20 protein-coding genes are annotated in these 21636 nt (G+C 66.7%); 4 read left to right on the top strand and 16 right to left on the bottom strand.

Going from position 1 to position 21636, the window contains the following annotated elements:
• Positions 1 to 40: 40 nt before the first annotated feature.
• The 10 genes from MC375_RS14385 to purB form a co-directional block, all read right to left on the bottom strand.
• A complete protein-coding gene (locus MC375_RS14385) occupies positions 41 to 1033 on the bottom strand; it encodes a YhdH/YhfP family quinone oxidoreductase (RefSeq protein ID WP_242104093.1) in 993 nt (330 codons plus the stop codon).
• A gap of 24 nt (positions 1034 to 1057) precedes the next feature.
• Positions 1058 to 1657 carry a TIGR00730 family Rossman fold protein gene (locus MC375_RS14380; RefSeq protein WP_242104092.1) on the bottom strand — a complete coding sequence of 200 codons (600 nt, stop codon included), beginning with the start codon at positions 1655 to 1657 and terminating at the stop codon, positions 1058 to 1060.
• A complete protein-coding gene (locus tag MC375_RS14375; RefSeq protein WP_242104091.1) occupies positions 1657 to 2514 on the bottom strand; it encodes an SAM-dependent methyltransferase in 858 nt (285 codons plus the stop codon). The genes MC375_RS14380 and MC375_RS14375 overlap by 1 nt, the downstream gene beginning before the upstream one ends.
• 178 nt (positions 2515 to 2692) lie before the next feature.
• A complete protein-coding gene (gene lpdA / locus MC375_RS14370) occupies positions 2693 to 4147 on the bottom strand; it encodes a dihydrolipoyl dehydrogenase (RefSeq protein WP_242104090.1) in 1455 nt (484 codons plus the stop codon).
• A 176-nt stretch (positions 4148 to 4323) separates the two neighbouring features.
• Positions 4324 to 5577, bottom strand: coding sequence for a dihydrolipoyllysine-residue succinyltransferase (gene sucB / locus MC375_RS14365; protein WP_242104089.1), 1254 nt, complete (start codon positions 5575 to 5577; stop codon positions 4324 to 4326).
• Positions 5578 to 5626: 49 nt separating this feature from the next.
• Entirely contained in the window at positions 5627 to 8467 is a 2841-nt protein-coding gene (locus tag MC375_RS14360) for a 2-oxoglutarate dehydrogenase E1 component (protein WP_242104088.1), read from the bottom strand.
• Positions 8468 to 8681: 214 nt separating this feature from the next.
• Positions 8682 to 9650: a GNAT family N-acetyltransferase gene (locus MC375_RS14355; protein WP_242104087.1), complete on the bottom strand. Its 969-nt coding sequence runs from the start codon at positions 9648 to 9650 to the stop codon at positions 8682 to 8684.
• Positions 9651 to 9739: 89 nt separating this feature from the next.
• Positions 9740 to 10891 (bottom strand): cupin domain-containing protein, encoded by a 1152-nt coding sequence (locus tag MC375_RS14350; RefSeq protein WP_345779293.1) that lies wholly within the window; start codon positions 10889 to 10891, stop codon positions 9740 to 9742.
• A gap of 131 nt (positions 10892 to 11022) precedes the next feature.
• Positions 11023 to 11421, bottom strand: a complete 399-nt coding sequence (locus MC375_RS14345) for a VOC family protein (RefSeq protein ID WP_242104086.1) — start codon at positions 11419 to 11421, stop codon at positions 11023 to 11025.
• Positions 11422 to 11428: 7 nt separating this feature from the next.
• Positions 11429 to 12805: an adenylosuccinate lyase gene (gene purB / locus MC375_RS14340; protein ID WP_242104085.1), complete on the bottom strand. Its 1377-nt coding sequence runs from the start codon at positions 12803 to 12805 to the stop codon at positions 11429 to 11431.
• Positions 12806 to 12969: 164 nt separating this feature from the next.
• Here purB and MC375_RS14335 point away from each other — a divergent pair, with 164 nt between their 5' ends.
• The gene (locus MC375_RS14335; protein WP_242104174.1) at positions 12970 to 14340 is read left to right on the top strand and encodes a class II fumarate hydratase; all 1371 of its coding nucleotides are present in this window, start codon (positions 12970 to 12972) and stop codon (positions 14338 to 14340) included.
• Between the two features lie 42 nt (positions 14341 to 14382).
• Here MC375_RS14335 and MC375_RS14330 read toward each other — a convergent pair whose 3' ends face one another.
• The 6 genes from MC375_RS14330 to MC375_RS14305 all read right to left on the bottom strand — a co-directional run bounded on the left by MC375_RS14330 (position 14383) and on the right by MC375_RS14305 (position 18937).
• The gene (locus MC375_RS14330; RefSeq protein ID WP_242104084.1) at positions 14383 to 15219 is read right to left on the bottom strand and encodes a YggN family protein; all 837 of its coding nucleotides are present in this window, start codon (positions 15217 to 15219) and stop codon (positions 14383 to 14385) included.
• Positions 15216 to 16088 carry a DUF5694 domain-containing protein gene (locus tag MC375_RS14325; RefSeq protein ID WP_242104083.1) on the bottom strand — a complete coding sequence of 291 codons (873 nt, stop codon included), beginning with the start codon at positions 16086 to 16088 and terminating at the stop codon, positions 15216 to 15218. Before MC375_RS14325 ends, MC375_RS14330 begins: the two co-directional genes overlap by 4 nt.
• 174 nt (positions 16089 to 16262) lie before the next feature.
• A complete protein-coding gene (locus MC375_RS14320; RefSeq protein WP_242104082.1) occupies positions 16263 to 17351 on the bottom strand; it encodes an ABC-2 transporter permease in 1089 nt (362 codons plus the stop codon).
• Positions 17348 to 18214, bottom strand: coding sequence for an ABC transporter ATP-binding protein (locus MC375_RS14315; RefSeq protein WP_242104173.1), 867 nt, complete (start codon positions 18212 to 18214; stop codon positions 17348 to 17350). The genes MC375_RS14320 and MC375_RS14315 overlap by 4 nt, the downstream gene beginning before the upstream one ends.
• Positions 18215 to 18222: 8 nt before the next feature.
• Positions 18223 to 18594: a GntR family transcriptional regulator gene (locus MC375_RS14310; RefSeq protein ID WP_242104081.1), complete on the bottom strand. Its 372-nt coding sequence runs from the start codon at positions 18592 to 18594 to the stop codon at positions 18223 to 18225.
• Between the two features lie 4 nt (positions 18595 to 18598).
• Positions 18599 to 18937, bottom strand: a complete 339-nt coding sequence (locus tag MC375_RS14305) for a hypothetical protein (RefSeq protein WP_242104080.1) — start codon at positions 18935 to 18937, stop codon at positions 18599 to 18601.
• 158 nt (positions 18938 to 19095) lie between these two features.
• Between MC375_RS14305 and MC375_RS14300 the strand changes: the two genes are divergently transcribed.
• The 3 genes from MC375_RS14300 (at position 19096) to MC375_RS14290 (ending at position 21587) form a co-directional block, all read left to right on the top strand.
• The gene (locus tag MC375_RS14300; RefSeq protein ID WP_242104079.1) at positions 19096 to 19638 is read left to right on the top strand and encodes a glutathione peroxidase; all 543 of its coding nucleotides are present in this window, start codon (positions 19096 to 19098) and stop codon (positions 19636 to 19638) included.
• 91 nt (positions 19639 to 19729) lie between these two features.
• Positions 19730 to 20695, top strand: coding sequence for an FKBP-type peptidyl-prolyl cis-trans isomerase (locus MC375_RS14295; protein WP_242104078.1), 966 nt, complete (start codon positions 19730 to 19732; stop codon positions 20693 to 20695).
• 91 nt (positions 20696 to 20786) lie between these two features.
• The gene (locus MC375_RS14290) at positions 20787 to 21587 is read left to right on the top strand and encodes an FKBP-type peptidyl-prolyl cis-trans isomerase (protein ID WP_242104077.1); all 801 of its coding nucleotides are present in this window, start codon (positions 20787 to 20789) and stop codon (positions 21585 to 21587) included.
• Positions 21588 to 21636: the final 49 nt, after the last annotated feature.

Here is a 21636-nt window from a genome sequence, read left to right as displayed (position 1 = left end):
TCGATTCTAGCGGGCGCGGTGGTCGCCGCAAGCGCGCCGGTCACAGCCGGACGATCGTGCGCCCCAGCGATCCGCCCGCGAGCATGTTGGCGAAAACCTCCGGCAGCTGCTCCAGCGTCGCCTCGCGGGTGCAGATCCGGTCCAGGTGGCGCGGTTTCCAGTCCGTGGCCAGGCGCTGCCAGATTTCGCCGCGGATATCCCGCGCGGTGCCGGCCGAGGCCACGCCCAGCAGCGACACGCCGCGGATGATGAAAGGCATGACCGTCGTAGCCAGGTCGTGCGACGCTGCGAGCCCGGCGCTGGCGACGTTGCCGTAGGGCGCGGTCTGTGCCAACAGGCTTGCAAGCATCGGCCCGCCCACGTTGTCCAGCCCGCCGCCGAAGCGAACGCTCTCCATCGGCCGCGCAGGCTGCAGCGCGTCGCGGCCGAGCACCTCGCTGGCGCCGATGGCCCTGAGGTAGGCCGTCTGCGCGGCCTTGCCGCTGATCGCGTGCACCTGGTAGCCGGCGCTGCTGAAGATGTCCACGGCCAGCGATCCGACCCCGCCGCTTGCGCCCGTCACCGCCAGCGGCCCCATCGCCGGCGTCTGCCGGTTCTCGGACATGCGGAACAGGGCCAATGCGGCAGTGAAACCGGCCGTGCCCAGGATCATGCTCTCGCGCAGGTCCAGGCCCGCGGGCAGGGGAATGACCCACTTGGACTCGAGCCTGGCGTATTGCGCGTAGCCACCGTCGCGGGTCTCGCTCAGGCCCGACCCGGTCACCAGCACCGGATCTCCTTCGCAAAAGCTCGCGTCGGTCGATGCCACCACATGCCCGGCCACGTCGATGCCGCCGACCAGCGGGAACCAGCGCAGGATTTTCCCCTGGCCGGTGCCGGCCAGTGCGTCCTTGAAATTGACCGAGGAATACACGGCCTTGATGACGACTTCGCCGGGATTGAGATCGTCCAACGAAACCCGCTCGATGCCGCTGTGGTAGCCGTCAGCGTCATTATGGATGCGGAAGGCGTTGAAGGTGGTGGATATGGTCATGGGCGTATCCGGGTTGCGAGCGGCTCAGCGCAATTCCTTGCGCCGCTTCTCGTCCAGCCATTTGTCCGCTTGCGCGGGCGTGTAGGCGCGCATCCAGGCGAACAACGCATCGATGTCCTCGCCGTGCCACAGGTCGCGCCGCTGCTCGGCATGCAGGAAGCGTTCGGCGACCATGTGGTCCAGCATCGCGATCAGCGGCTCGTAGTAGCCGTCGACATCGAGGAAGGCGCAGGGCTTGTCGCCCAGGCCGAGCTGGCGCCAGGTCAGCATCTCGAACATCTCGTCCAGCGTACCGAAGCCGCCGGGCAGTGCGACGAAGGCATCCGACAGGTCGAACATGCGCGCCTTGCGTTCGTGCATCGAGCCGACGACCTCCAGCCGGGTGACGCCGCGATGCGCGACTTCCCAGTCGACCAGCTGCTTCGGGATCACGCCGATGACTTCGCCGCCGGCCTGCAGTACCGCATCGGCCACTACGCCCATCAGGCCGACGTTGCCGCCGCCGTAGACCAGGCTCAGGCCCTGCTTTGCGATCCGGTCGCCCAGGGCCATCGCACGTTCGGCGTAGGCCGGCCTTGCCCCGGTGTTGGAGCCGCAGTAGACACAGATCGAGCGTAGGGGCATCACGTGGCTTCCAGAAGCACGATGCCGGACATGCGGCGCATCGCCGCGCGCCTGGCTTTGGGTTGCAGGCGGTCGAGGAGTTTCCACAGCCAGATTCGCGGCATTGTCCGGTCGAGGCGCAGCGCCTCGTCCCAGCTGGAGCGGAATTCCGCTTCCCGCCAGCCATACGGTGCGAAGAAGGCAGTACCCTCGGCCGGGCCGAAGCGGAAGGGCGCGCGGCCTTCGCGCAGCTTCGGCGACCAGGAGCGTTCCAGGAACTTGAGCAGCATCGGCGAGGCGAGGTCGGACAGCCACCAGCGGGCCCGGGCGATCTGGTGCAGATCGCGGGCGAGCGCTGCGACATCCTTAGCTTCTAGGTAGATCAGCAGACCTTCGGTGAGCACCAGGACAGGACCCCGGCTGGCGGCGTGCGCGAAGACTTCACGGCGGGCCTGGGCATCGCGCATGTCGGCGGCGATGAACTCCAATTCGCAGCGCGGTTGCTCACCCGCCATCTGTGTCCGGAAGTAGTCGACCATGTCCGGCAGGTCGACGTGCAGCCAACGCAGGCTTTCCGGCAGTTCCAGGCGATAGGGGCGGGCATCCAGGCCTGCCGCCAGGTTCAACACCGTCGCCGCGCCCTGGCCGATGCAGCGTGTGACGATCTCGTCCATCACGGCGGTGCGCACCACCATCGGCCAGCTCATGGCCGCGCCCCTGGGCATCGCATCGACGATGGCCTGGCCGCGTTCGCCGCCCAGACGTCGGGCGTACGGGTCGTGGAAGATCGCGTCGGCGCGTTCGCTCTCCATCGCGCGATAGATCGCGACCCACAGCGCCGTGTCGGAGACGTTACGGATGGGATTTGAGCTGTCCATCTGTGAACTCCCCGGGCGAAAAATAAATGCGCTCTACGACGACGCGGATCGTTCGTTCGGTGCCTGGCCTAGCCCCTGAGTCAGGGGCGGTTCGCGCCGAATGCACGAAAGGGCGGGTATGGAATGTACGTTTCGGAGCCCATGATTCGCACAGCGAATCATGGGGGCAAGGCGAACCTCAGTTCGCCTTGTGGATCGCGCGCTTGTCCACCGCCATCGCGGCATCGTGCACGGCCTCGGACAGGCTCGGGTGCGCATGCACGATGCGGGCCAGATCGTCGGCCGCGCCGCTGAACTCCATCGTCAGTACACCTTCGTGCACCAGCTCGGAAACGTTGGCGCCGACCAGGTGCATGCCGAGGACGCGGTCAGTTTCCGCGTGCGCCAGGACCTTCACGAAGCCGGCCGGCTCGGCCATCGCCACGGCACGGCCGACCGCGGCGAACGGGAAGCTGCCGGCCTTGTACGGGATGCCGTCGGCCTTGAGCTGCTCCTCGGTCTTGCCGACCCAGGCGATCTCCGGCTCGGTGTAGATCACCCAGGGGATGGTGTCGTAATTGACATGGCCGGGCAGGCCGGCGATCAGCTCGGCGACCATGATCCCTTCCTCGAAGCCCTTGTGCGCCAGCATCGGGCCGCGCACGCAGTCGCCCACCGCCCAGACGCCATCGACGCCGGTGTGGCAGTGCTCGTCGACTTCGATCACGCCGCGCTGGTCGAGCTTCACGCCGACGCCGTCGGCGAGCAGGCCCTTTGACGCGGCGCGACGACCGACCGCGACCAGCAGCTTGTCGACCACGATGGTCTGCTCGCCGGAGCCATCGCTATAGGTGACGTGCACTTCCTCGGCCTTGCCCTTCTTCGCGCCCTTGACAGGCACGACCTCGGCCTTGCTGACCTTGGCGCCGAGCCGGATGTCCAGGCCTTGCTTCTTGAATTCCCGGGCCGCGGTCTTCGCCGCTTCCTTGTCGGCGGTGGCCAGGAAGTCGGGCAGGGCTTCAAGCACGGTGACCTGCGATCCGAGGCGGTTCCAGACGCTGCCCAGCTCCAGTCCGATCACCCCCGCGCCGATCACGCCCAGGCGCTTGGGCACCTCGGTGAAATCGAGCGCACCGACATTGTCGACGATGTGCTCGCCAAACTTTGCAAAAGGCAGTTCGATCGAGTCCGAACCGGCGGCCAGCACGACATTCGTGCCCTTGAGCTCGACCTCGCTGCCGTCGTGTTGCTTCACCTTGACGATGTTGCCCGGTTGCAGCACGCCATAACCGTAGAACGCCGTCACCTTGTTCGCCTTGAACAGCATCGCGATGCCGCCGGTGAACTGCTTCACGATCTTGTCCTTGCGGCCGATCATGGTGCCGACGTCGATCTTCGCGTCCTTGGTCGTAATGCCGTGCTCGCCGAAGATGTGGCCGAGGTTCCAGAACTGGCGCGAGGAATCGAGCAGCGCTTTGGACGGGATGCAGCCGACGCGCAGGCAGGTGCCGCCGAGCGCCGGCTTGCCGTCCTTACCCAGCGCGGCGTCGATGCAGGCGGTCTTCATGCCCAGCTGCGCGGCGCGGATCGCGGCGTGGTAGCCGGCCGGGCCGGCGCCGATGACGATGACGTCGAATTGCTGTTGCTCGCTCATTGCGCGGTTTCCTGCTGTTTCCTTCTCCCTCCGGGAGAAGGTGGCGCGTAGCGCCGGATTAGGGTTCGGCGAAGCGACGATTTCGAGCCGACGAATGAAGCAGGGATCTTGAGGATGCGTCGCTTCGCCGTACCCTCACCCCAACCCCTCTCCCGGTGGGAGAAGGGCTCAGGGATTCACATCCCCAGCAGCATCCGGCTCGGGTTCTCGAGCTGGTTCTTGATGTCCACCAGGAACAGCACCGCATCCTTGCCGTCGATGATGCGATGGTCGTACGACAGGGCGATGTACATCATCGGCGCGGCGACCACTGCCCCGCCTTCGACGATGGCGCGTTCCTTGATCGCGTGCATGCCCAGGATCGCGCTCTGCGGCGGATTCACGATCGGGGTCGACATCAGCGAGCCGAAGGTGCCGCCGTTGGTGATGGTAAAGGTGCCGCCCTGCAGGTCCTCGAGCTTGAGCCCGCCCTCGCGCGCGGCCTTGGCGTAGGCGCCGATCGCCTTCTCGATCTCGGCGAAGCCCATGCGCTCGACGTTGCGCAGCACCGGCGTCACCAGCCCCTTGTCGGTGCTGACCGCGATGCTGATGTCGGCGTAGCCGTGGTAGATGATGTCCTCGCCGTCGACCGAGGCGTTGACCACCGGGTACTTCTGCAAGGCGTTGGCGGCGGCTTTGGCGAAGAAGCTCATGAAGCCGAGCTTGACGCCATTGTCCTTCTCGAACTGCTCGCCCAGCTCCTTGCGCATGGCCATGACCTTGCCCAGGTTGACCTCGTTGAACGAGGTCAGCATGGCGATCGAGTTCTTCGACTGCATCAGGCGCTCGGCGATGCGCTTGCGGATCCGGGTCATCGGCACGCGTTCTTCCGGACGGGCACCACCGCCGACACCGGCGGTTTTGCCGCTGGCGTAGTTGACGATGTCTTCCTTGGTCACCGCGCCGCGGCGGCCGGTGCCCTCGACCTGGGCCGGGTCGACGCCCTCCTTGGTCGCGGTGAACTTGGCGCCCGGCGGCAGATCGCTGGCGGCGGCCGGCGCGGGCCTGGTCGAAGCAGGGGCGGCGGCCTCCGCCTTGGCGGCTGTCGGCTTGGCCTGCACTTCCTGCGCGCCCGCGGCGGGACCCTGTTCGGCCTTGGCGGCGGCATCGGCCTTGGGCGCCTCGGACTTCGACGCATCCGCAGCGGCGGTCGCGCCTTCCTCGATCACCGCGATGACCTGTTGGCTGGTGACGGTGGCGCCGGCCTCGAACTTGATTTCCTTGAGCACGCCGTCGACCGTCGAAGGCACTTCCAGCACGACCTTGTCGGTTTCCAGGTCCACCAGGTTTTCGTCGCGCTTGACCGCGTCGCCGACCTGCTTGTGCCAGGCGGCGATGGTGGCGTCGGAAACCGACTCGGGGAGGACGGGGACTTTGATTTCGGTGGCCATGGGGGCGTCCTGGAAGATCGATTCGGGGGATGCGGAATTGGGCGAAGGCTTATTCGGCGACGAACTGCTTGCCGTTGAGCGGATTGACCAGCGCGTCGGCGACCAGCTGCTGCTGCTCGGCGACGTGGTCGCTGAAATGGCCGACAGCCGGCGCCGGCGAACGCGCACGGCCGCTGTAGTGCAGCGCCTGCTTCGACTGCAGACAGGCCTGCAGATGGTGCTGGATCTGGTACCAGGCGCCCTGGTTCTGCGGCTCTTCCTGGCACCAGACCACGTCGGTCGCTTTGGCGTAGCGCCCGAGTTCGGCCGCGAGTTCCTTGCGCGGGAACGGATACAGCTGTTCCACGCGCAGGATCGCAACGTCCTTGAGCTGGCGCTTCTGCGCTTCTTCCAGCAGGTCGTAATAGACCTTGCCGGAACACAGCACCACGCGCTTGACCGTCTTGGCGTCGGCGCTGGCATCGGGAATCAGCAGCTGGAAGCTGCCGTTGGCCAGCTCGTCCAGCGAGGACACGGCCAGCTTGTGGCGCAGCAGCGATTTGGGCGTCATGACCACCAGCGGCTTGCGGGTGGCCATGCGCATCTGCCGGCGGATCATGTGGAAGGCCTGCGCCGGTGTGGTCGGCACGCAAACCAGCATGTTCTCCAGCGCGCACAGCTGCAGGAAGCGCTCCAGCCGGGCGGAACTGTGTTCGGGGCCCTGGCCTTCGTAGCCGTGCGGCAACAGCAGCACCAGGCCGCATAGGCGGTTCCACTTGGCTTCGCCCGAGCTGATGAACTGGTCGATCACCACCTGCGCGCCATTGGCGAAATCGCCGAACTGCGCTTCCCAGATGTCGAGCGTGGACGGATCAGCGGTGGAGAAGCCGTATTCGAACGCCATCACCGCCTCTTCGCTGAGCAGCGAATCGATGATCGTCGCGTCCTCTGGGTTCTTCACCAGTTCGCGCAGCGGCAGGTAATACCGGTCGGTCTTCTGGTCGTGCAGGACCGCATGGCGGTGGAAGAAGGTGCCACGGCCGCTGTCCTGGCCGACCAGGCGCAGCTTGCCGCCTTCGTCGAGCAGGGTGGCGTAGGCCAGGTTCTCGGCGAAGCCCCAGTCGCCCGGCAGCTCGCCGGCCGCCATCTTGCGGCGGTCGTCGTAGATCTTGGCCACGCGCGGATGCAGCACAATTTCGGCCGGAATGGTGTTGATCGCATTGGCCAGGGCATCGAGCTTGCCGCGAGCGACCCGGGTATCGACCGGATCGGAGAGCTTGCCCGACAGGTACTTCGACCAGTCGATGGTGAACTCGTCGGGCTTGACCGTGGCGACTTCGGTGGTGACTTCGCCCGCATCGAGCTTGTCGCGGTAGCCGTCAACCACGGCCTGCGCTTCCCCGTCCTTCAGCGTATTCGCAGCGGCCAGCCGGTCGGCGTAGAGCTCGCGCGGGGTCTTGTGCGCGCGGATGGTCTGGTACATCAGCGGCTGGGTCGCGGCCGGTTCGTCGGCCTCGTTATGGCCGTGGCGGCGATAGCAGACCAGGTCGATCACCACGTCCTTGCCGAAGCGCTGGCGGAAGTCGAAGGCCAGTTCGGCGCAGAACACCACCGCCTCTGGGTCGTCGCCGTTCACGTGCAGCACCGGCGCGCCGACCATCTTGGCCACGTCGGTGCAGTACAGGGTGCTGCGCGCGTCCTGGCGGTCGCTGGTGGTGAAGCCAACTTGGTTGTTGATCACGATGTGTACGGTGCCGCCGACCGCGAAGCCGCGCGCCTGTGACATCTGGAACAGTTCCATCACCACGCCCTGGCCGGCGAAGGCGGCGTCGCCGTGCAGCAGCACCGGCAGCACCAGCCTGCGCGCCTTGTCGCCGCGGCGCTGCTGGCGCGAGCGCACGCTGCCCGCGACGACCGGGTCGACGATTTCCAGATGCGAGGGGTTGAAGGCGAGCGCGAGATGGACCGGGCCGCCCGGGGTCTGGACGTCGGCGGAGAAGCCCATGTGGTACTTCACATCGCCGGTATGCGCGCGATCGTCGTTGCTGTGCTCGAACTTGCCCTCGAACTCGTCGAACAGCTTGCGCGGCGACTTGCCCAGGGTATTGATCAGCACGTTGAGGCGGCCGCGGTGGGCCATGCCGATCACGATGTCCTTGACCCCGTCGCTGCCGGCGCGGCGTACCAGATTGTCGAGCAGCGGGATCAGGGCGTCGCCGCCTTCCAGCGAGAAGCGCTTCTGGCCGACGTACTTGGTGTGCAGGTAGCGCTCCAGGCCCTCGGCCGCGGTCAGGCGTTCGAGGATCCGTCGCCTGTCCTCGTCCGTACGCGCGAAATCCCCGCCGGCGGCTTCGAGCCGCTCGTACATCCAGCGCCGCTGTTCGGCGTCGGAAATGTGCATGAACTCGGCGCCGATCGAGCCGGTGTAGGTGGCCTTGAGCAGGGCGAGCAGGTCGCGCAGCTTCATCCGCTCGCGTCCGGCCACGCCCCCGGTGCTGAACTCGCCGTCCAGGTCGCCTTCGGACAGCCGGTGAAAACCCAGCGCCAGGTCGGGCGCCTCGGATTCGGCCAGCATCCCGAGCGGGTCGAGCTTCGCAGCCAGGTGTCCGCGCGAACGGTAGGCGGTGATCAGCTTGCCGACACCACGCTCGCGCTCGTCGCCGGGTCCCGTCTGGACGGCTGCGATGCCAGCGCCCTTCGTCGCGGCACGACCGGCGGCGGCCACGGCGTCGATGACCGCCGAATGCGGTACGTCGCCCGCCTCACGACCCTTGAAACCGTCGAAATAGCTCTTCCATTTCGGCCCGACGCTGTCGGGATTGACCAGGTACTGCTCGTACAGGTCCTCGATGTAGGCGGCGTTGGCGCCGAGTTGCGAGGATTGGGAGAACTGCTGCAGGAGGTTGTCCACTTTGCGGCTTGGTCGGCGTGCGGCGGGGAGGCGGTCGAATGCAAGTAGTTGATTCGACGGGATTATTGCGGTCGCGCAAACGACGACGCGCAAGGTTCGAAATTATACCCGGAGGCCTTGTCGCAGCGCATCATTGTTGTGATGTACGTGCGGCCGTCGTGGCGCTGGCGCAAGTCCGGGCGCCCGGTCGGCCTGCAGATCGATGGGCGAGCGGCTACAGGCCCAGCGCGCGCAGTTCGGAACAGGGACGTGCACGCTCCCAGACACGGCCGAATTCCTCGCGCAGCTGACGCGCACGGCCGGGCGCATCCAGATCGGCCTCGCCGTCGAAGCGGTGGCCAAGGCCGCGGAAGTAGTAGCCGCCGCCATCGTTGGCGACGAAGGCCGAGGCGTACGCGCGGTCGACGGGATCGTCCACCTCGCGCAGCAGCACCACGCTGGACAGGCGCTGGGCCAGGCCGAGCAGGGGTGCATGCGCGCGCTGGGGCGTGGCGGCGTCCTGCAGCAGGATCCGCACTTCGATCCCACCGCCGCGCGTTGCAAGGCTGCGCAAGGCCCCGACCACCTCGATCGCGTCGAACAGCCCGGGATCCAGGGCCCGGGTGTAGATGCATAGCCGCCGGTGCGCCCGATGGGCCAGGGCTGTGACGATGGCCACCGCCGCGTCGCGGGTTGCGATGGCGCTGGCGCCGTCCAGCTTGCGGCGCATTGGCTGGTGTTCGATCCCGGCTTCCATGAAACGCGCGCCCACCGGCAGGTATCCAAGGCGGCTGTAGAACGTGATCGCCGACGCCTGCGCGTTGAGGCTGAGCTCGAGCCAGCCGCGTTCGCGCGCGAGTCCGGTCAGCGCCTCGAGCATGGCCTCGCCGACACCACGGCCTCGCCACGCCGCGAGTACCGCCATGCGACCGATCCGCGGCGCCGGATCCAGCGATGCTGTCATGGCTTCGGCATCGGCTTCATCGCCGCTGCCCACCGCGACGAACGGCGGGACCAGGCGGGCGGCGCCGATCGGGATGCCCTCGACATCGCGGGCCAGGACGTGCAGGCAGGCGGGATCGGCGCGATCGCGTTCGAGTTCGGGAGGCACCGCCTGTTCGCGCACGAACACCGCCTCGCGTACCGCATGCAGGTCGGGGCCCGCGCTCGCGTAGTCCACGGCTTCGACGCTGAAATCGCGCATGCCCCCACTGTAGGAGCGCCTCTCAGGCGCGACAAGTGGATCAAATCCGGTTGCGTCCGGGGAGGCGCAGCTACAGGTCCAATCGGTGCTCAGTCGGCCTCGGGCAGCACCAGGGCGTAGTGGCCTTCGCCCAGCAGCGCCTGGACCACGTCGCAGCCGGCATCCGACAGCGCGGTGTACGTGTCGCGGTCCAGTGAATCGGCAGCGGCGATCCGCTGCGCGTCGCGCACCGGCAGCGCGAAGTCCTGTCCGGCGGCGTACAGGCGCGCCTGCTTGCCGCTGCGTCGCCAGGCCATCCGCGTCCATGGGTGCCGATGCAGGACGGCCCCTTGCTGCAGGTCCCATTCGATTTCGATGCGCGAACGCGTCTCCTGCGGCGGCGCGGCCTCGCCTGCGCTCCGGTAGAGGGTGATGAACCGGCCGAACCAGTCGCCCAGGCGCTCGGGGTCGTTCATGCGCAACACATTCAGGGCTTCGATCGCGCGCTCCATCGCCGCGGCATCGATCTCGTTCGTGTCCTTTGGCGGCGCGAGGTCAGGATCGCGATAGCGCTGCGCCTCGTCGGCCTCGCCGGCCAACGTGTCCACGAAATCGCCCAGCAATTCCGCCGCGCTCGGCGCCCGCATGCCGATGGAATAGGTGAGGCAGGCGTCCTCGGCCACGCCGTGATGCGGCACGCCAGGCGGCAGGTACAGCATGTCGCCCGGGCCGAGCACCCATTCGTGGTCGGGGGTAAAGCGCTGCAGCAGCCTGAGCTCCACGTCGAGGCGGAAATGCACCGGCGGTGCGATTCCAGTCGTTGCTGCACGGTTGTCGATCTGCCAACGGCGATGCCCCAGGCCCTGCAGCAGGAACACGTCGTACTGGTCGACATGGGCCCCCACCGATCCGCCCGGTGCGGCGAAGCTGATCATGACGTCGTCGATGCGCCAGCGCGGCAGGAAGTCGAAGCGGTCGAGCAAGGCGCGCACGTCGGCATCCCATTTGTCCACGTCCTGCACCAGCAGGGTCCAGTCGTGGTGCGGCATGGCCGGGAACATTTCCTCCGGGAACGGCCCGTGTCGCAGCATCCATTTGTCGTGTTCGGGCTCGTGGGCCACGATCCGCGCCAGCACGCCGTCCTCGCAGGCCAGCCCTGCCAGGTCTTCCGGGGAGAGCGGGGATTCAAAGCCCGGGAAAGCGTTGCGGATCAGCAACGGTCGCTTCTGCCAGTACTCGCGCAGGAAATCCGCCGCTGGCATGCCGAGCGGCGATGCATGGGATCCCTGGACTTCGATCGGCACGTCGACGCGGGAGGCGTGCGATGGGCCTTCCCGATCCGCCGACCCGACCGTTTTTCCCGCACGCGGCCCCACGCTGGCGGAGCGTCTGCTCATGTCGCGATGGCGTCGTAACCGACGTCGCTGAATTCGATCAGACACCAGCCGTGGCCGAACGGATCCGCCAGTTGCACGATGCGCCCCCAGCCTGCTTCGCGGGTGGCGCCTTCCTGCAGCGCGCCCGCGGCGATCGCGCGGGCGAGGGCGTCGTCCAGGTCTTCGACCACCACGTCGCCGTGCACCGGCGTCCAGTGGCGGGCGTAGTCGCGCTGTGCGTCCGCGGCACCGGTCGAACCGGCGGGCTTGTGCAGCAGGTAGACCGGCGCGGTGCCGCCGAGCAGTTCGACCGCATCGTCGCCGAAGCGGCGGCCCACCGTCAGCGCGAAGGCGGCGCAGTAGAACGTTTCCGCCGTGGCGATGTCGGGTACGTCGATGTTGAGCAGCAGCTGCATGGCGTGCTCAGATGCCGCCCGCCAGCCGCCCGGCCAGGCCGGTGTAGCTGCCTGGCGTCATGTCGAGCAGGCGCTGTTTCGCATCGGCCGGCAGATCCAGCGAGCCGATGAACGCGCGCATCGATGCCTCGTCGATGCCTTGCCCGCGGGTCAGGGCCTTGAGCTGCTCGTACGGGCTGGGCAGGCCATAACGGCGCATCACCGTCTGCACCGCCTCGGCCAGCACTTCCCAGCTGGCGTCGAGGTCGGCGGCCAGGCGCTCGGGGTTGACGCTGAGCTTGTCCAGGCCGCGCATCAATGCATCGAAGCCGATCAGCGCATGGCCGAACGCGGTGCCGAGCGCGCGCAACACGGTGGAGTCGGTGAGATCGCGCTGCCAGCGGCTGACCGGCAGCTTGGCGGCGAAATGTTCGAACAGCGCATTGCCGACGCCGAAATTGCCTTCCGCGTTCTCGAAATCTATCGGGTTGACCTTGTGCGGCATGGTCGAGCTGCCGACTTCGCCGGCCTTGACCGCCTGCCTGAAATAGCCGAGCGAAATGTAGCCCCAGACGTCGCGGCACAGGTCGATGCAGATCGTGGAGATGCGTTTCATCGCGTCGCAGGTCTCGGCGATGCCGTCGTGCGGTTCGATCTGGGTGGTGTACGGCTGCCAGGACAGGCCCAGCGATTCGACAAATCGCCGTGAAAATGCCGGCCAGTCGATTTCCGGATAAGCGGCGACGTGTGCGTTGTAGTTGCCGACAGCGCCGTTGATCTTGCCCGGCATCGGCAGCCTGGCCAGCACCTCGCGCTGTCGTGCCAGGCGCGCGACGACGTTCGCCAGCTCCTTGCCGACGGTGGTCGGCGAGGCCGTCTGACCATGGGTGCGGGCCAGCATCGGCAGATCCGCGTGCGCATGCGCCATCTCGCGCAGTTTCGCGACCAGGCCGTCGATCGCGGGCAGCAGCACGTCCGCGCGCGCCCGCGCCAGCATCAGCGCGTAGCTGAGGTTGTTGATGTCCTCGCTGGTGCAGGCGAAATGCACGAATTCCAGCGACGGGCCGAGTTCGGCATCGTCGGCCAGGCGTTCCTTGATGAAGTATTCGACCGCCTTGACGTCATGGTTGGTGGTGCGCTCGATCGCCTTCACGCGCGCCGCGTCGGCGACCGAGAAGGTCCCGGCCAACTCGCGCAGCCGCGCTGCCTGCGCACCGGTGAGCGGCGCGAGCTCGGCGATTCCGGCCTCTTCCGCCAGCGCCAGCAGCCATTCGATCTCCACGCGTACGCGCGCGGCGATCAGCCCGTACTCGGAGAAGATCGGACGCAGCGCGTCGACCTTGCCCGCATAACGGCCGTCGAGCGGGGACAGGGCGAGCAGTTGGGTTTCGATATCGGCGGGCATGGCAGGGATTGCGAGGCGGAAGCGGCAATTCTACCGGCGTATGCTGGCGTGGTCGTCCTCCAGGAAGCGTATCGATGGCGCAGCGCAAGCCCCGATCTTCCAAGGCCCGGTCTTCCCAGGCCAGCTCGTCCCGAATTCCCGACGACAGGGTCGAGCACGACAGCATGGGCGAACTGCGCGTGCCCGGCGACGCGCTGTGGGGCGCGCAGACCCAGCGTGCGGTGCAGAACTTCCCGATTTCCGGGCGCCCGATGCCGCGCGGCTTCATCCGGGCGCTGGGCCTGGTCAAGGCCGCGGCGGCACAGGTCAACGCGCAGCTCGGCCATCTGCCGAAAGGCCGCGCCGCGTCCATCCGCGCCGCTGCCCTGGAAGTGGCCGAAGGCCGCCACGACGCGCAGTTCCCGATCGACATCTACCAGACCGGCTCCGGCACCTCGAGCAACATGAACGCCAACGAGGTGATCGCAGCGCTGGCGTCGCGCGCGGGCAAGGGCGTGCATCCCAACGATCACGTCAACATGGGCCAGAGTTCCAACGACGTGGTGCCCACCGCGATCCGGGTATCGGCGCAATTGGGCGTGCTCGAGGATCTGGCGCCTGCGCTGCGGCACCTGCGCAGGACCATCGACGGTCGCGCCCGTGGATTCACCCGCGCGGTCAAGACCGGCCGCACTCATCTGATGGACGCGATGCCGCTGACCTTTGCGCAGGAGCTGGGTGCGTGGTCGTCGCAACTGGCCTCGGCGGACGCCCGGCTGTCCGACACCCTCAAGCGTGTGCGGAGGCTGCCGATCGGCGGGACTGCCATCGGCACCGGCATCAATGCCGACCGGCGATTCGGAAATGCGATGTCGAAAGCGCTCACCACCCTGACCAAAACCCGGTTCGAGTCCGCCGCCGACAAGTTCGAGGGCCTGGCCGCGCAGGATGATCTGGTCGAACTGTCGGGGCAGTTGAACGCGCTCGCAGTGGCGTTGATGAAGATCGCGAACGACCTGCGCTGGATGAACTCAGGGCCGCTGGCAGGTCTGGGCGAGATCGAGCTGCCGGCGTTGCAGCCCGGCAGCTCGATCATGCCGGGCAAGGTCAATCCGGTCATTCCCGAGGCGACCTGCATGGTCTGTGCCCAGGTCATGGGCCACCACCAGGCCATCTCCATCGCCGGCCAGAGCGGAAATTTCCAGCTCAACGTGATGCTACCGCTGATCGCCGCCAACCTGCTGGATTCGATCGGCCTGCTGTCGAACGTGATGCGCCTGCTGGCGGACTCGGCGATCGCAGGCCTGCGATTGCGCAACGACGTAGTGCTGGCCGCGCTCGATCGAAATCCGATCCTGGTGACGGCGCTCAATCCGGTGATCGGTTACGAGAAGGCTGCGGCCATCGCCAAGCGTGCCTACAAGGAAGCGCGCCCGGTTTTCGACGTGGCGCTCGAGGACAGCGGCCTGACTGCAGCGGAACTGCGCAAGCTGCTCGATCCGGCCGCATTGACCCGCGGCGGCATTCACGGCAAACCGGCGGGCGGCGCGGGGTAGAACTGGCGGCGCTCGACGGCTTGCGGGATCGGTTCGTCGCGGTTACTGCCGGGTTTCGTTCTCGATGGACGCTTCCTCGGCTTCGGCGGCTGCATCCATCCCGGTATCGTCCCTGACCGCGCCGGACCCCTGGGCAGCGGCCTGGATCGACTCGCGTATGCGGGTGCGGATTTCCTCGCGGGTCTGGCGCTGGACCTGTGTGCGCGCCTGCGCGATGTTGGTGTCTTCGTCGTCGTAGCAGTCGTCGATGTCGTCCTGATCCATGGTCGCGTACGGCCTGAATTCCGGCATCTCCGCCGCCAGCGCGGTCTGGGTCTCGAGCATCGCCGGCAGCTGGTCGCACAGCTTCCTCGCGGACAGTTTGATCTGCTCCGCCTCGGCCTCGACCCGCTGTTCCACGTCTTCCGGATTGCCGCTGAAGATCCCCTTGATCGCCTCGGTCGCGGCCTTGACGCCGAGTTCGGCGCCCTGGACGCCAATATCCATGCCGGCCCCGGCGACAGCTTCTATCTGCTTGCGGTACTCCAGCAGCAAGGCGTGCTGTTGCGCATTCGCCTCGATCCTGCGGCCATCGATCAGCAGGTCGCCCTGCGGCGTGATCTCCGCTTTGGGGCGGCCGTCGTTCGGATCCTCGTCGGTGGTGACGGTGATGCCATTGTGGTGGCCGGAGACATGGAAGTCGGTAAGGCTGATGTTCTCGGTCGCCAGCTTGGCGCGCGCCTTGTCCATGGCCTTTTCCACGCTGCGGCCGATCACCGTTTCGGGTACCGGCTTCGCCGCATTGGCCGAGGGTGCCGGTGGTGGCGTGCTGCTGCGTTCGTCGCAGGCGCCGAGCAGGGGCAGGGCGGCGGCGAAGGCGACGATGGCGAATGCTTTCATGGCAGGCTCCGTGAGCTGGTGTGCGTTGTGCTGTCTGCAGGATCGCCGGAAAGCCAGGCCAATGGGTCGTGGACCCGGTAGACGCCAGAATCCGCGGCCAGTTGGCGCAGGTGGTTTCCGTGTCCGGCACCGTAGATGACCAGGATGCGGTCGCCCGGCTCGGTCCGGCGTGCGATGTTGTTGAAGATCATCAGGTTGCGGCCGTACCAGAGCTGCACCCAGTTGGCGCCGATCGGGTCCTGCGGCGTGCCGAGCATCCCGATCCGGTAATAGGCGCGGCCGTTGGCTTCAAGCCAGGTCGGCGAGTTCAGGCGCTCAAGCATGTCCAGCACGGTCCCCTGTTCCAGCGTCCGCTGGTCCTGGGCATTGGTCGCCGCGCCGATGGCGAGATGTTCCTGGTACGTCTGCTGCTGTCCGTGCCGTTCGACCGCCTTGAGATAGTTGATGCTGTCTTCGTCCCTGATCGGCCCCAGGTCATTCCAGTCGACGGCGACAACACCCGCCAGCCGCATGTCGCAGGCGATCCGGAACCCCAGCTGCTCGACTTCGTTGCGGGTCAGCGCGCGAGATCCGCCGCATGACTGGTCGAATCGCTGCTGCAGCTCGCCTTGCTTCGCGGTGTCCACCTCGACCATTACCTTGGTCGGTTTGTAGGCTTCGAGCATGCGGGCCACCTCGCGGATTTCGCCCTGCCGCCGTTCCGAGGTCACGTCGTCGGCCTGCATGTTGTGCACGTCCTGGCCCGGGTTGCCCATGTGATAGCTGCCGACGAACAGGAATTCGGCATCGGGAGCGGCCTCCGCAGCAAGGGCCGTGGAGGCTGCCGTGAGCGCGATCGCGGCGAGTATCGTCTGGAGGACTGATCGCATCATTTCGGTTCTGTCTTCCCTGTTCAATTGATGGGTGTCCGGTCGTTTGAAGGTCGCCACTTCCACGGCTCTTCGCTGTCATCCATGGCGAGCCACATTCGTTTCGGATCCGGCCCAACCGTCCCTGGCCGGGCGCAGCAGACGCCATTCACGGCATCCGCTGGTCGCGCTCCCTCACCCCTCGTCGCGCCAGCGGCGCAGGCGGATGGCGGCGAAGATCATGACCGCGGCGGCGGCCACGCCCACCCAGATTTCCGGTCGCAGGAAGGCGGCGTACGCGGTCTGCACCGACAGCATCTGGTCGATGTTTTCCATGCCATCGTTAGAGAACTCCAAGGTGTCGCCGCGGTAGAACAGGTCGCTGCCGGGGACCACGCTGAACAGCAGGCGGCCGAACACGTGCTTCCAGAACCAGCCCGTGTCCAGGTTGAACAATCGCATCAGGTCGAACCAGGAGACGAAGATGCTCGCGAACAGCGGGATCATCACCGCCCACAGGAATGGCTTGCTGCGGGCCCAGGCCGAGCACAGCAGCAGCCAGCCGATCGTCGGCAGCGCCCAGACCGCATACACGGGTAGGGTGGCGGCCAGCTGCGCAGCGAGCTTGAGCGGGCTGGCCGGTCCCCACACCAGCGTGACCGGATTGCCGCCGTGCACCAGGACCACGCCGCTCAAGACCACCAGGAAACCGAACATCGTGATCAGCCCGGCGACGATCGCCAGCAGCGGCGCGACCACCGCGGCACTCGCCACCTTGGACAGCACGGTGTCGCGGTCGGACACTGGCAGCGATTTCCAGAACAGCACGCTGCGATCCTTGCGATCGTCATAGAGCGCGCCCAGGCAGTAGAAGAACACCACGAAGGCGAGCACGATCAGGGGCCAGCTCGTGGCCATGAACAGCGCGAGATCCAGGCCTTTGCCCAGTTCGGCCAGGTCCTTGGGCGACATCTTGTCCGTCATCTGCCCCAGGTCGAGGCCGGCGATCTGGAAGCTGCCGCCGTCGAGATTGACCTCGGCGTGGTCGGGAATCCGGCTTTTGGCCACCTCCCCCACGGCGATACCCATCAGCGCCAGCAGCAGGAAGATGCCTCCGGCCACCAGCGGCGCCCAGAAGAAGCCGCCCTTGTGCTCCCAGAACTCGCGTTGCAGCAGGCGCTTGAACACGTGGGTGCGGTGTGCGGGTGCGAAGGTCGCCCGCGGCGCGCCGTCATCGGGCATGCCGTCGGCCGCGCCCATTTCGTTTCGGATCGTGGCGTTCATGCGTAGGTTCCCTTCATCGTGGCGACGAACAGGTCGGCCAGGCCGGGTGTGCGGGTTTCGCCGTAGGCGGAGAGCTGCGACTGTGGCGGGCCGTCGAACAGCATCACGGTCTTGCCGAAGGGCAGGGCGCGCTCGTCGATCGGCTTGAGCGCGCGCGCGGCATCCAGATGGGCGCCCTCCACCAGGACCTCGGTGAAGCGCTCGCCGACCACTTCCATCGGCGCATCCAGCACTACCTTGCCGTCGCGGATGAACATCACATCGGTGAGGATGTGCTCGACCTCTTCCACCTGGTGGGTGGTGATGAGAATGGTCTTCTGGTCGTCGAAATAGTCCTCCAGCAAACGCTGGTAGAACTGCTTGCGGTAGAGGATGTCCAGTCCCAGGGTCGGTTCGTCCAGCACCAGCAGCTTGGCGTCGATCGCCATCACCAGGGCAAGATGCAGCTGCACGATCATGCCCTTGGACAGTTCGCGTACGCGCATCTGCGGCTTGAGCTGGGTATTGGCCAGGAAGCGGTCGCAGCGGGCGTGGTCGAAGCGCGGATGCACCCCTGCGACGAACTCGATCGCCTCACGCACCCGGATCCAGCGCGGCAGCACCGCCACGTCGGCGATGAAGCAGACATCGTTCATCAGCTCGTCGCGCTGGGTCCGCGGATCGCGGCCGAGGACGTTGAGTTCGCCCTCGAACGGGATCAGGCCGAGGATCGCCTTGAGCGCTGTGGTCTTGCCCGCGCCGTTGGGGCCGATCAGGCCGACGATGCGCCCGGGCTGGATGGTGAACCGGGTCGAATCCAGTGCAAGCTTGTTCTTGTAGGCCTTGCGCAGGCCGCTGGCGGTGACGATGGCGCCGCCGTTCATGGGCATGCTCATTTCGTGCTCCACTTGCTGTTCGGATCCAGAAGTTCGGCCGGGCTCAGGCCCAGGCGCGAGATGCGCTCGAGCACCAGCGGCCATTCCTCGCGCAGGAAGCGTTCGCGCTCGTTGCCGAGCAGCTTCTTCGATGCTTCATCGGTTACGTACATCCCCAGTCCCCTACGTTTTTCGACGAGTGCTTCGTCCGCGAGCTCCTGATAGGCGCGCGAGACGGTGATCGGATTGAGCTGATATTCGGCGGCCACCTGGCGCACGGACGGCAGGGCGTCGCCGGGCTTGAGCACGCCATCGAGCATCATCGCGATGACGCGCTCCTTCAGCTGGCGGTAGATCGGAGCGCCATCGCTCCATTGGATCGCGGTCATGAGGTCAGCTCCGCGCTGCGAACGAGAAATAGGGCATCGCCAGGGTCTGGCGGCTGCGGCGGGTTGGCTTGAGCGGTTTGCGCGGTTCGGCGGCGGCGCCGGCTTCGAGGTCCTTGACCGCCGACTCCACCGTGATTTCGAGGGCATCCCCGGTTGCCTGGACCGCCACCTCGGTCCCGGGCACGGTGGCCGTGGTCGCCTCCACTTGGGTCCGGACTACACCAGCCGGAGCGGAGGGCAGGGGACGGACGGCCATCAGGCCGAACGCCGTGACGGTGGCGACAGCCAACAAGCCCATGAGGCTGTTGTGAAGCTTGTGCCGGGTACGGGCCAGGGCGTTCATGGCGTGTTCCTTGACTGGTGTTGTATTAAACTATAACACCAAAACACAGGCAGTCAAGCGGGGCGGTGAACAATTCCGCCCAACTAAAGTCATACTTGCCTTATAGTTGACTGATACGGGAAGAAATGCATTTTAAATCAATGATTTGCGTCGCATTGATGAGCTTGGCGGCGCTGCCCGCCCTGGCTGGCGAGGCGTTGCTGGATCACGATTTCCGGCCGCTCGCGGGGAAAGCGCCGGTCAATCTGCGCCAGACCTACGCCGGCAACGTGCTGCTGGTGGTCAATACCGCGAGCAAATGCGGCTTCACGCCGCAGTTCGAGGGTCTCGAGGCGCTGCATGCGAAGTACGGTGGCAAGGGATTCGCCGTGCTCGGTTTCCCGTCCGGCGACTTCAAGAGCCAGGAGTTCGAGGACGAGAAACAGATCCAGCAGTTCTGCACGCTCACCTACGGGGTCAAATTCCCGATGTTCGAGAAGGTGCATGTGGTGGGCAAACAGGCCACGCCGCTGTATCGCGATCTCGCCGAGGCCAGCGGACAGGAGCCGCAGTGGAACTTCCACAAGTATCTGATCGGCCGCGACGGACGGTTGATCGCCGGCTACGGCAGCAAGACCGCGCCGGACGATCCCGCGCTGGTGGCCGCAATCGAAGCTGCGCTGCAGGCGCCACATCCGCAGGCACCAGCTCCGGCCCGCTGAGGCGGAGATTGCCGCTGCAACCTGCAGCCGCGAGAATACGCAGCTGATCGCGTCGCCTCGTGCGATGCGCCACACCTTTATGGAGTTGTCGATGAAGTCATACATGCGCGGTCTGGTTGCGCTCGCGATGGGCCTGGCCGCGGCGTTCGGCGCTGCGGCGCAAAGCCCGGCACCGGCTCGACCGGGGGACAAGGCCGAACTCGCCAGCGAACGCGACAAGGTGAGCTACATGGTCGGAATGGATGTCGGGCGTTCGATCGAGCCGGTCAAGGGCGACATCGACCTGACGGCGTTCGAGCGTGCGGTGCGCAACGCGTTCGATGGCGGCAAACCGCTGCTCGACGAGGCCCAGACCCGTCAGGTGGGGCAGGCGCTGATGCAGACGATTGCCGCGCGGCGCGGACAGACGCCGCCCGGTCAGGCGCCCGGCACCCCGGTGGCCGCGCCGGCCAAGGACAAGGTCGGCCTGCTGGTGGGCGCGGACGTCGGACGCTCGCTGGCACCGATCGCCGACGAGATCGATTTCGCGGTCTTCATGCAGGCGCTGCGCTCGACTTTGGCCGGCGGCAAGCCGCTGCTTGGCGACGAGGAGGCCAATGCGACCCGTGCGGCGTTCTCGCAGCGGATCCAGGGCAAGCTGCAGGCCCAGGCCGCGGCGCTGGGCGAGAAGAACAAGGCCGAAGGCACGACGTTCCTGACCGGGAACAAGGCCGTCAAGGGCGTTTTCACCACGCCTTCGGGTCTGCAGTACATGGTGCTGCGCCAGGGCACCGGCCCACGGCCCAAGCCCGGCGACAACGTGCGCGTGAACTATCGCGGCACGCTGCTGGACGGCACCGTGTTCGACAGTTCCTACGATCGCGGCCAGCCGGCGGAATTTCCGCTCGGCGGGGTGATCGCGGGCTGGCAGGAAGGCCTGGCGTTGATGCCCGTCGGCGCGAAGTACCGTTTCTGGATCCCCGGCGAGCTGGGCTATGGTGCACAGGGATCGCCCGGTGGTCCGATCGGCCCGAACGCCGTGCTCGTGTTCGACGTGGAACTCATGGGCATTCTGTAACGCCCACCCCTGCGCAGGGCCGCGTTCAGCGGCCCGCCTGCACCCTGCGATTCTGCGGCCCTGGCGGCCGCCAACCGGAGTCAATATCGCGATGAATTCACCACTGCGCATGCGTACCGCCATTCTGGCGCTCGCCACGTTCGCCTTCCTGGCGGCCTGCAACAAGGCGGCCGACAAGCCGGCCGAGCCCGCCGCCGACAAGGCACAGGCTGCCGACGGAAAGGACGACGGGGCGCTCAAGATTGCCGGCCTGCCCACGGACAAGGAGCAGGCCAGCTACATGATCGGCATGCGGATGGCCAAGCAGCTCGAGCCGCTCAAGGACGACGTCAGCGTCGACACCATCGCCCGCGCGATCAAGTCCTCGCTGGCCGGTGAAAAGCTGCTGATGACCGAGGAGCAGGCCAGCCAGGTCGAGATCGCCTTCGGCGAGAAGATGCGCGCCAAGCAGATCGCCGAAATGATGGCCAAGGGTCGCAAGAACGCAGAGGCCGGAACGAAGTTCCTGGCCGAGAATGCGAAGAAGCCGGGGGTGAAGACCACGGCTTCGGGCCTGCAGTACCAGGTCATCACCGAAGGCAAGGGCGCCAAGCCGAAGGAAAGCGACGTGGTGAGCGTGCAGTACAAGGGCACCGAGCTCGACGGCAAGGTCTTCGACAGCTCCTACGATCGCGGCGAACCGGCCATGATTCCGTTGGCGCAGGTGGTCCCGGGCTGGCGCGAGGGCATTCTGCTGATGCCGGTTGGCAGCAAGTACAAGCTATGGATTCCGTCCAAGCTGGGCTACGGAGAGAACCCGCCGCCGGGCGCGCCGTTCGGCCCGAACGCGACGCTCGCGTTCGAAGTGGAACTGCTCGACATCGTCAAGCAGCCGCCTTCGGCGGCGCAGTAAGCGATCCGGAAGATCCAGTGCGTTCCGGCGCCGGTTCCGTCCGGCGCCT

Origin of the sequence: Lysobacter sp. M2-1, assembly GCF_022662495.1 — a bacterium.
Lineage (GTDB): Bacteria > Pseudomonadota > Gammaproteobacteria > Xanthomonadales > Xanthomonadaceae > JAKPBU01.
Note: the sequence above shows the minus strand (reverse complement) of the source record. Positions and strands in the feature narration are given on the sequence as shown.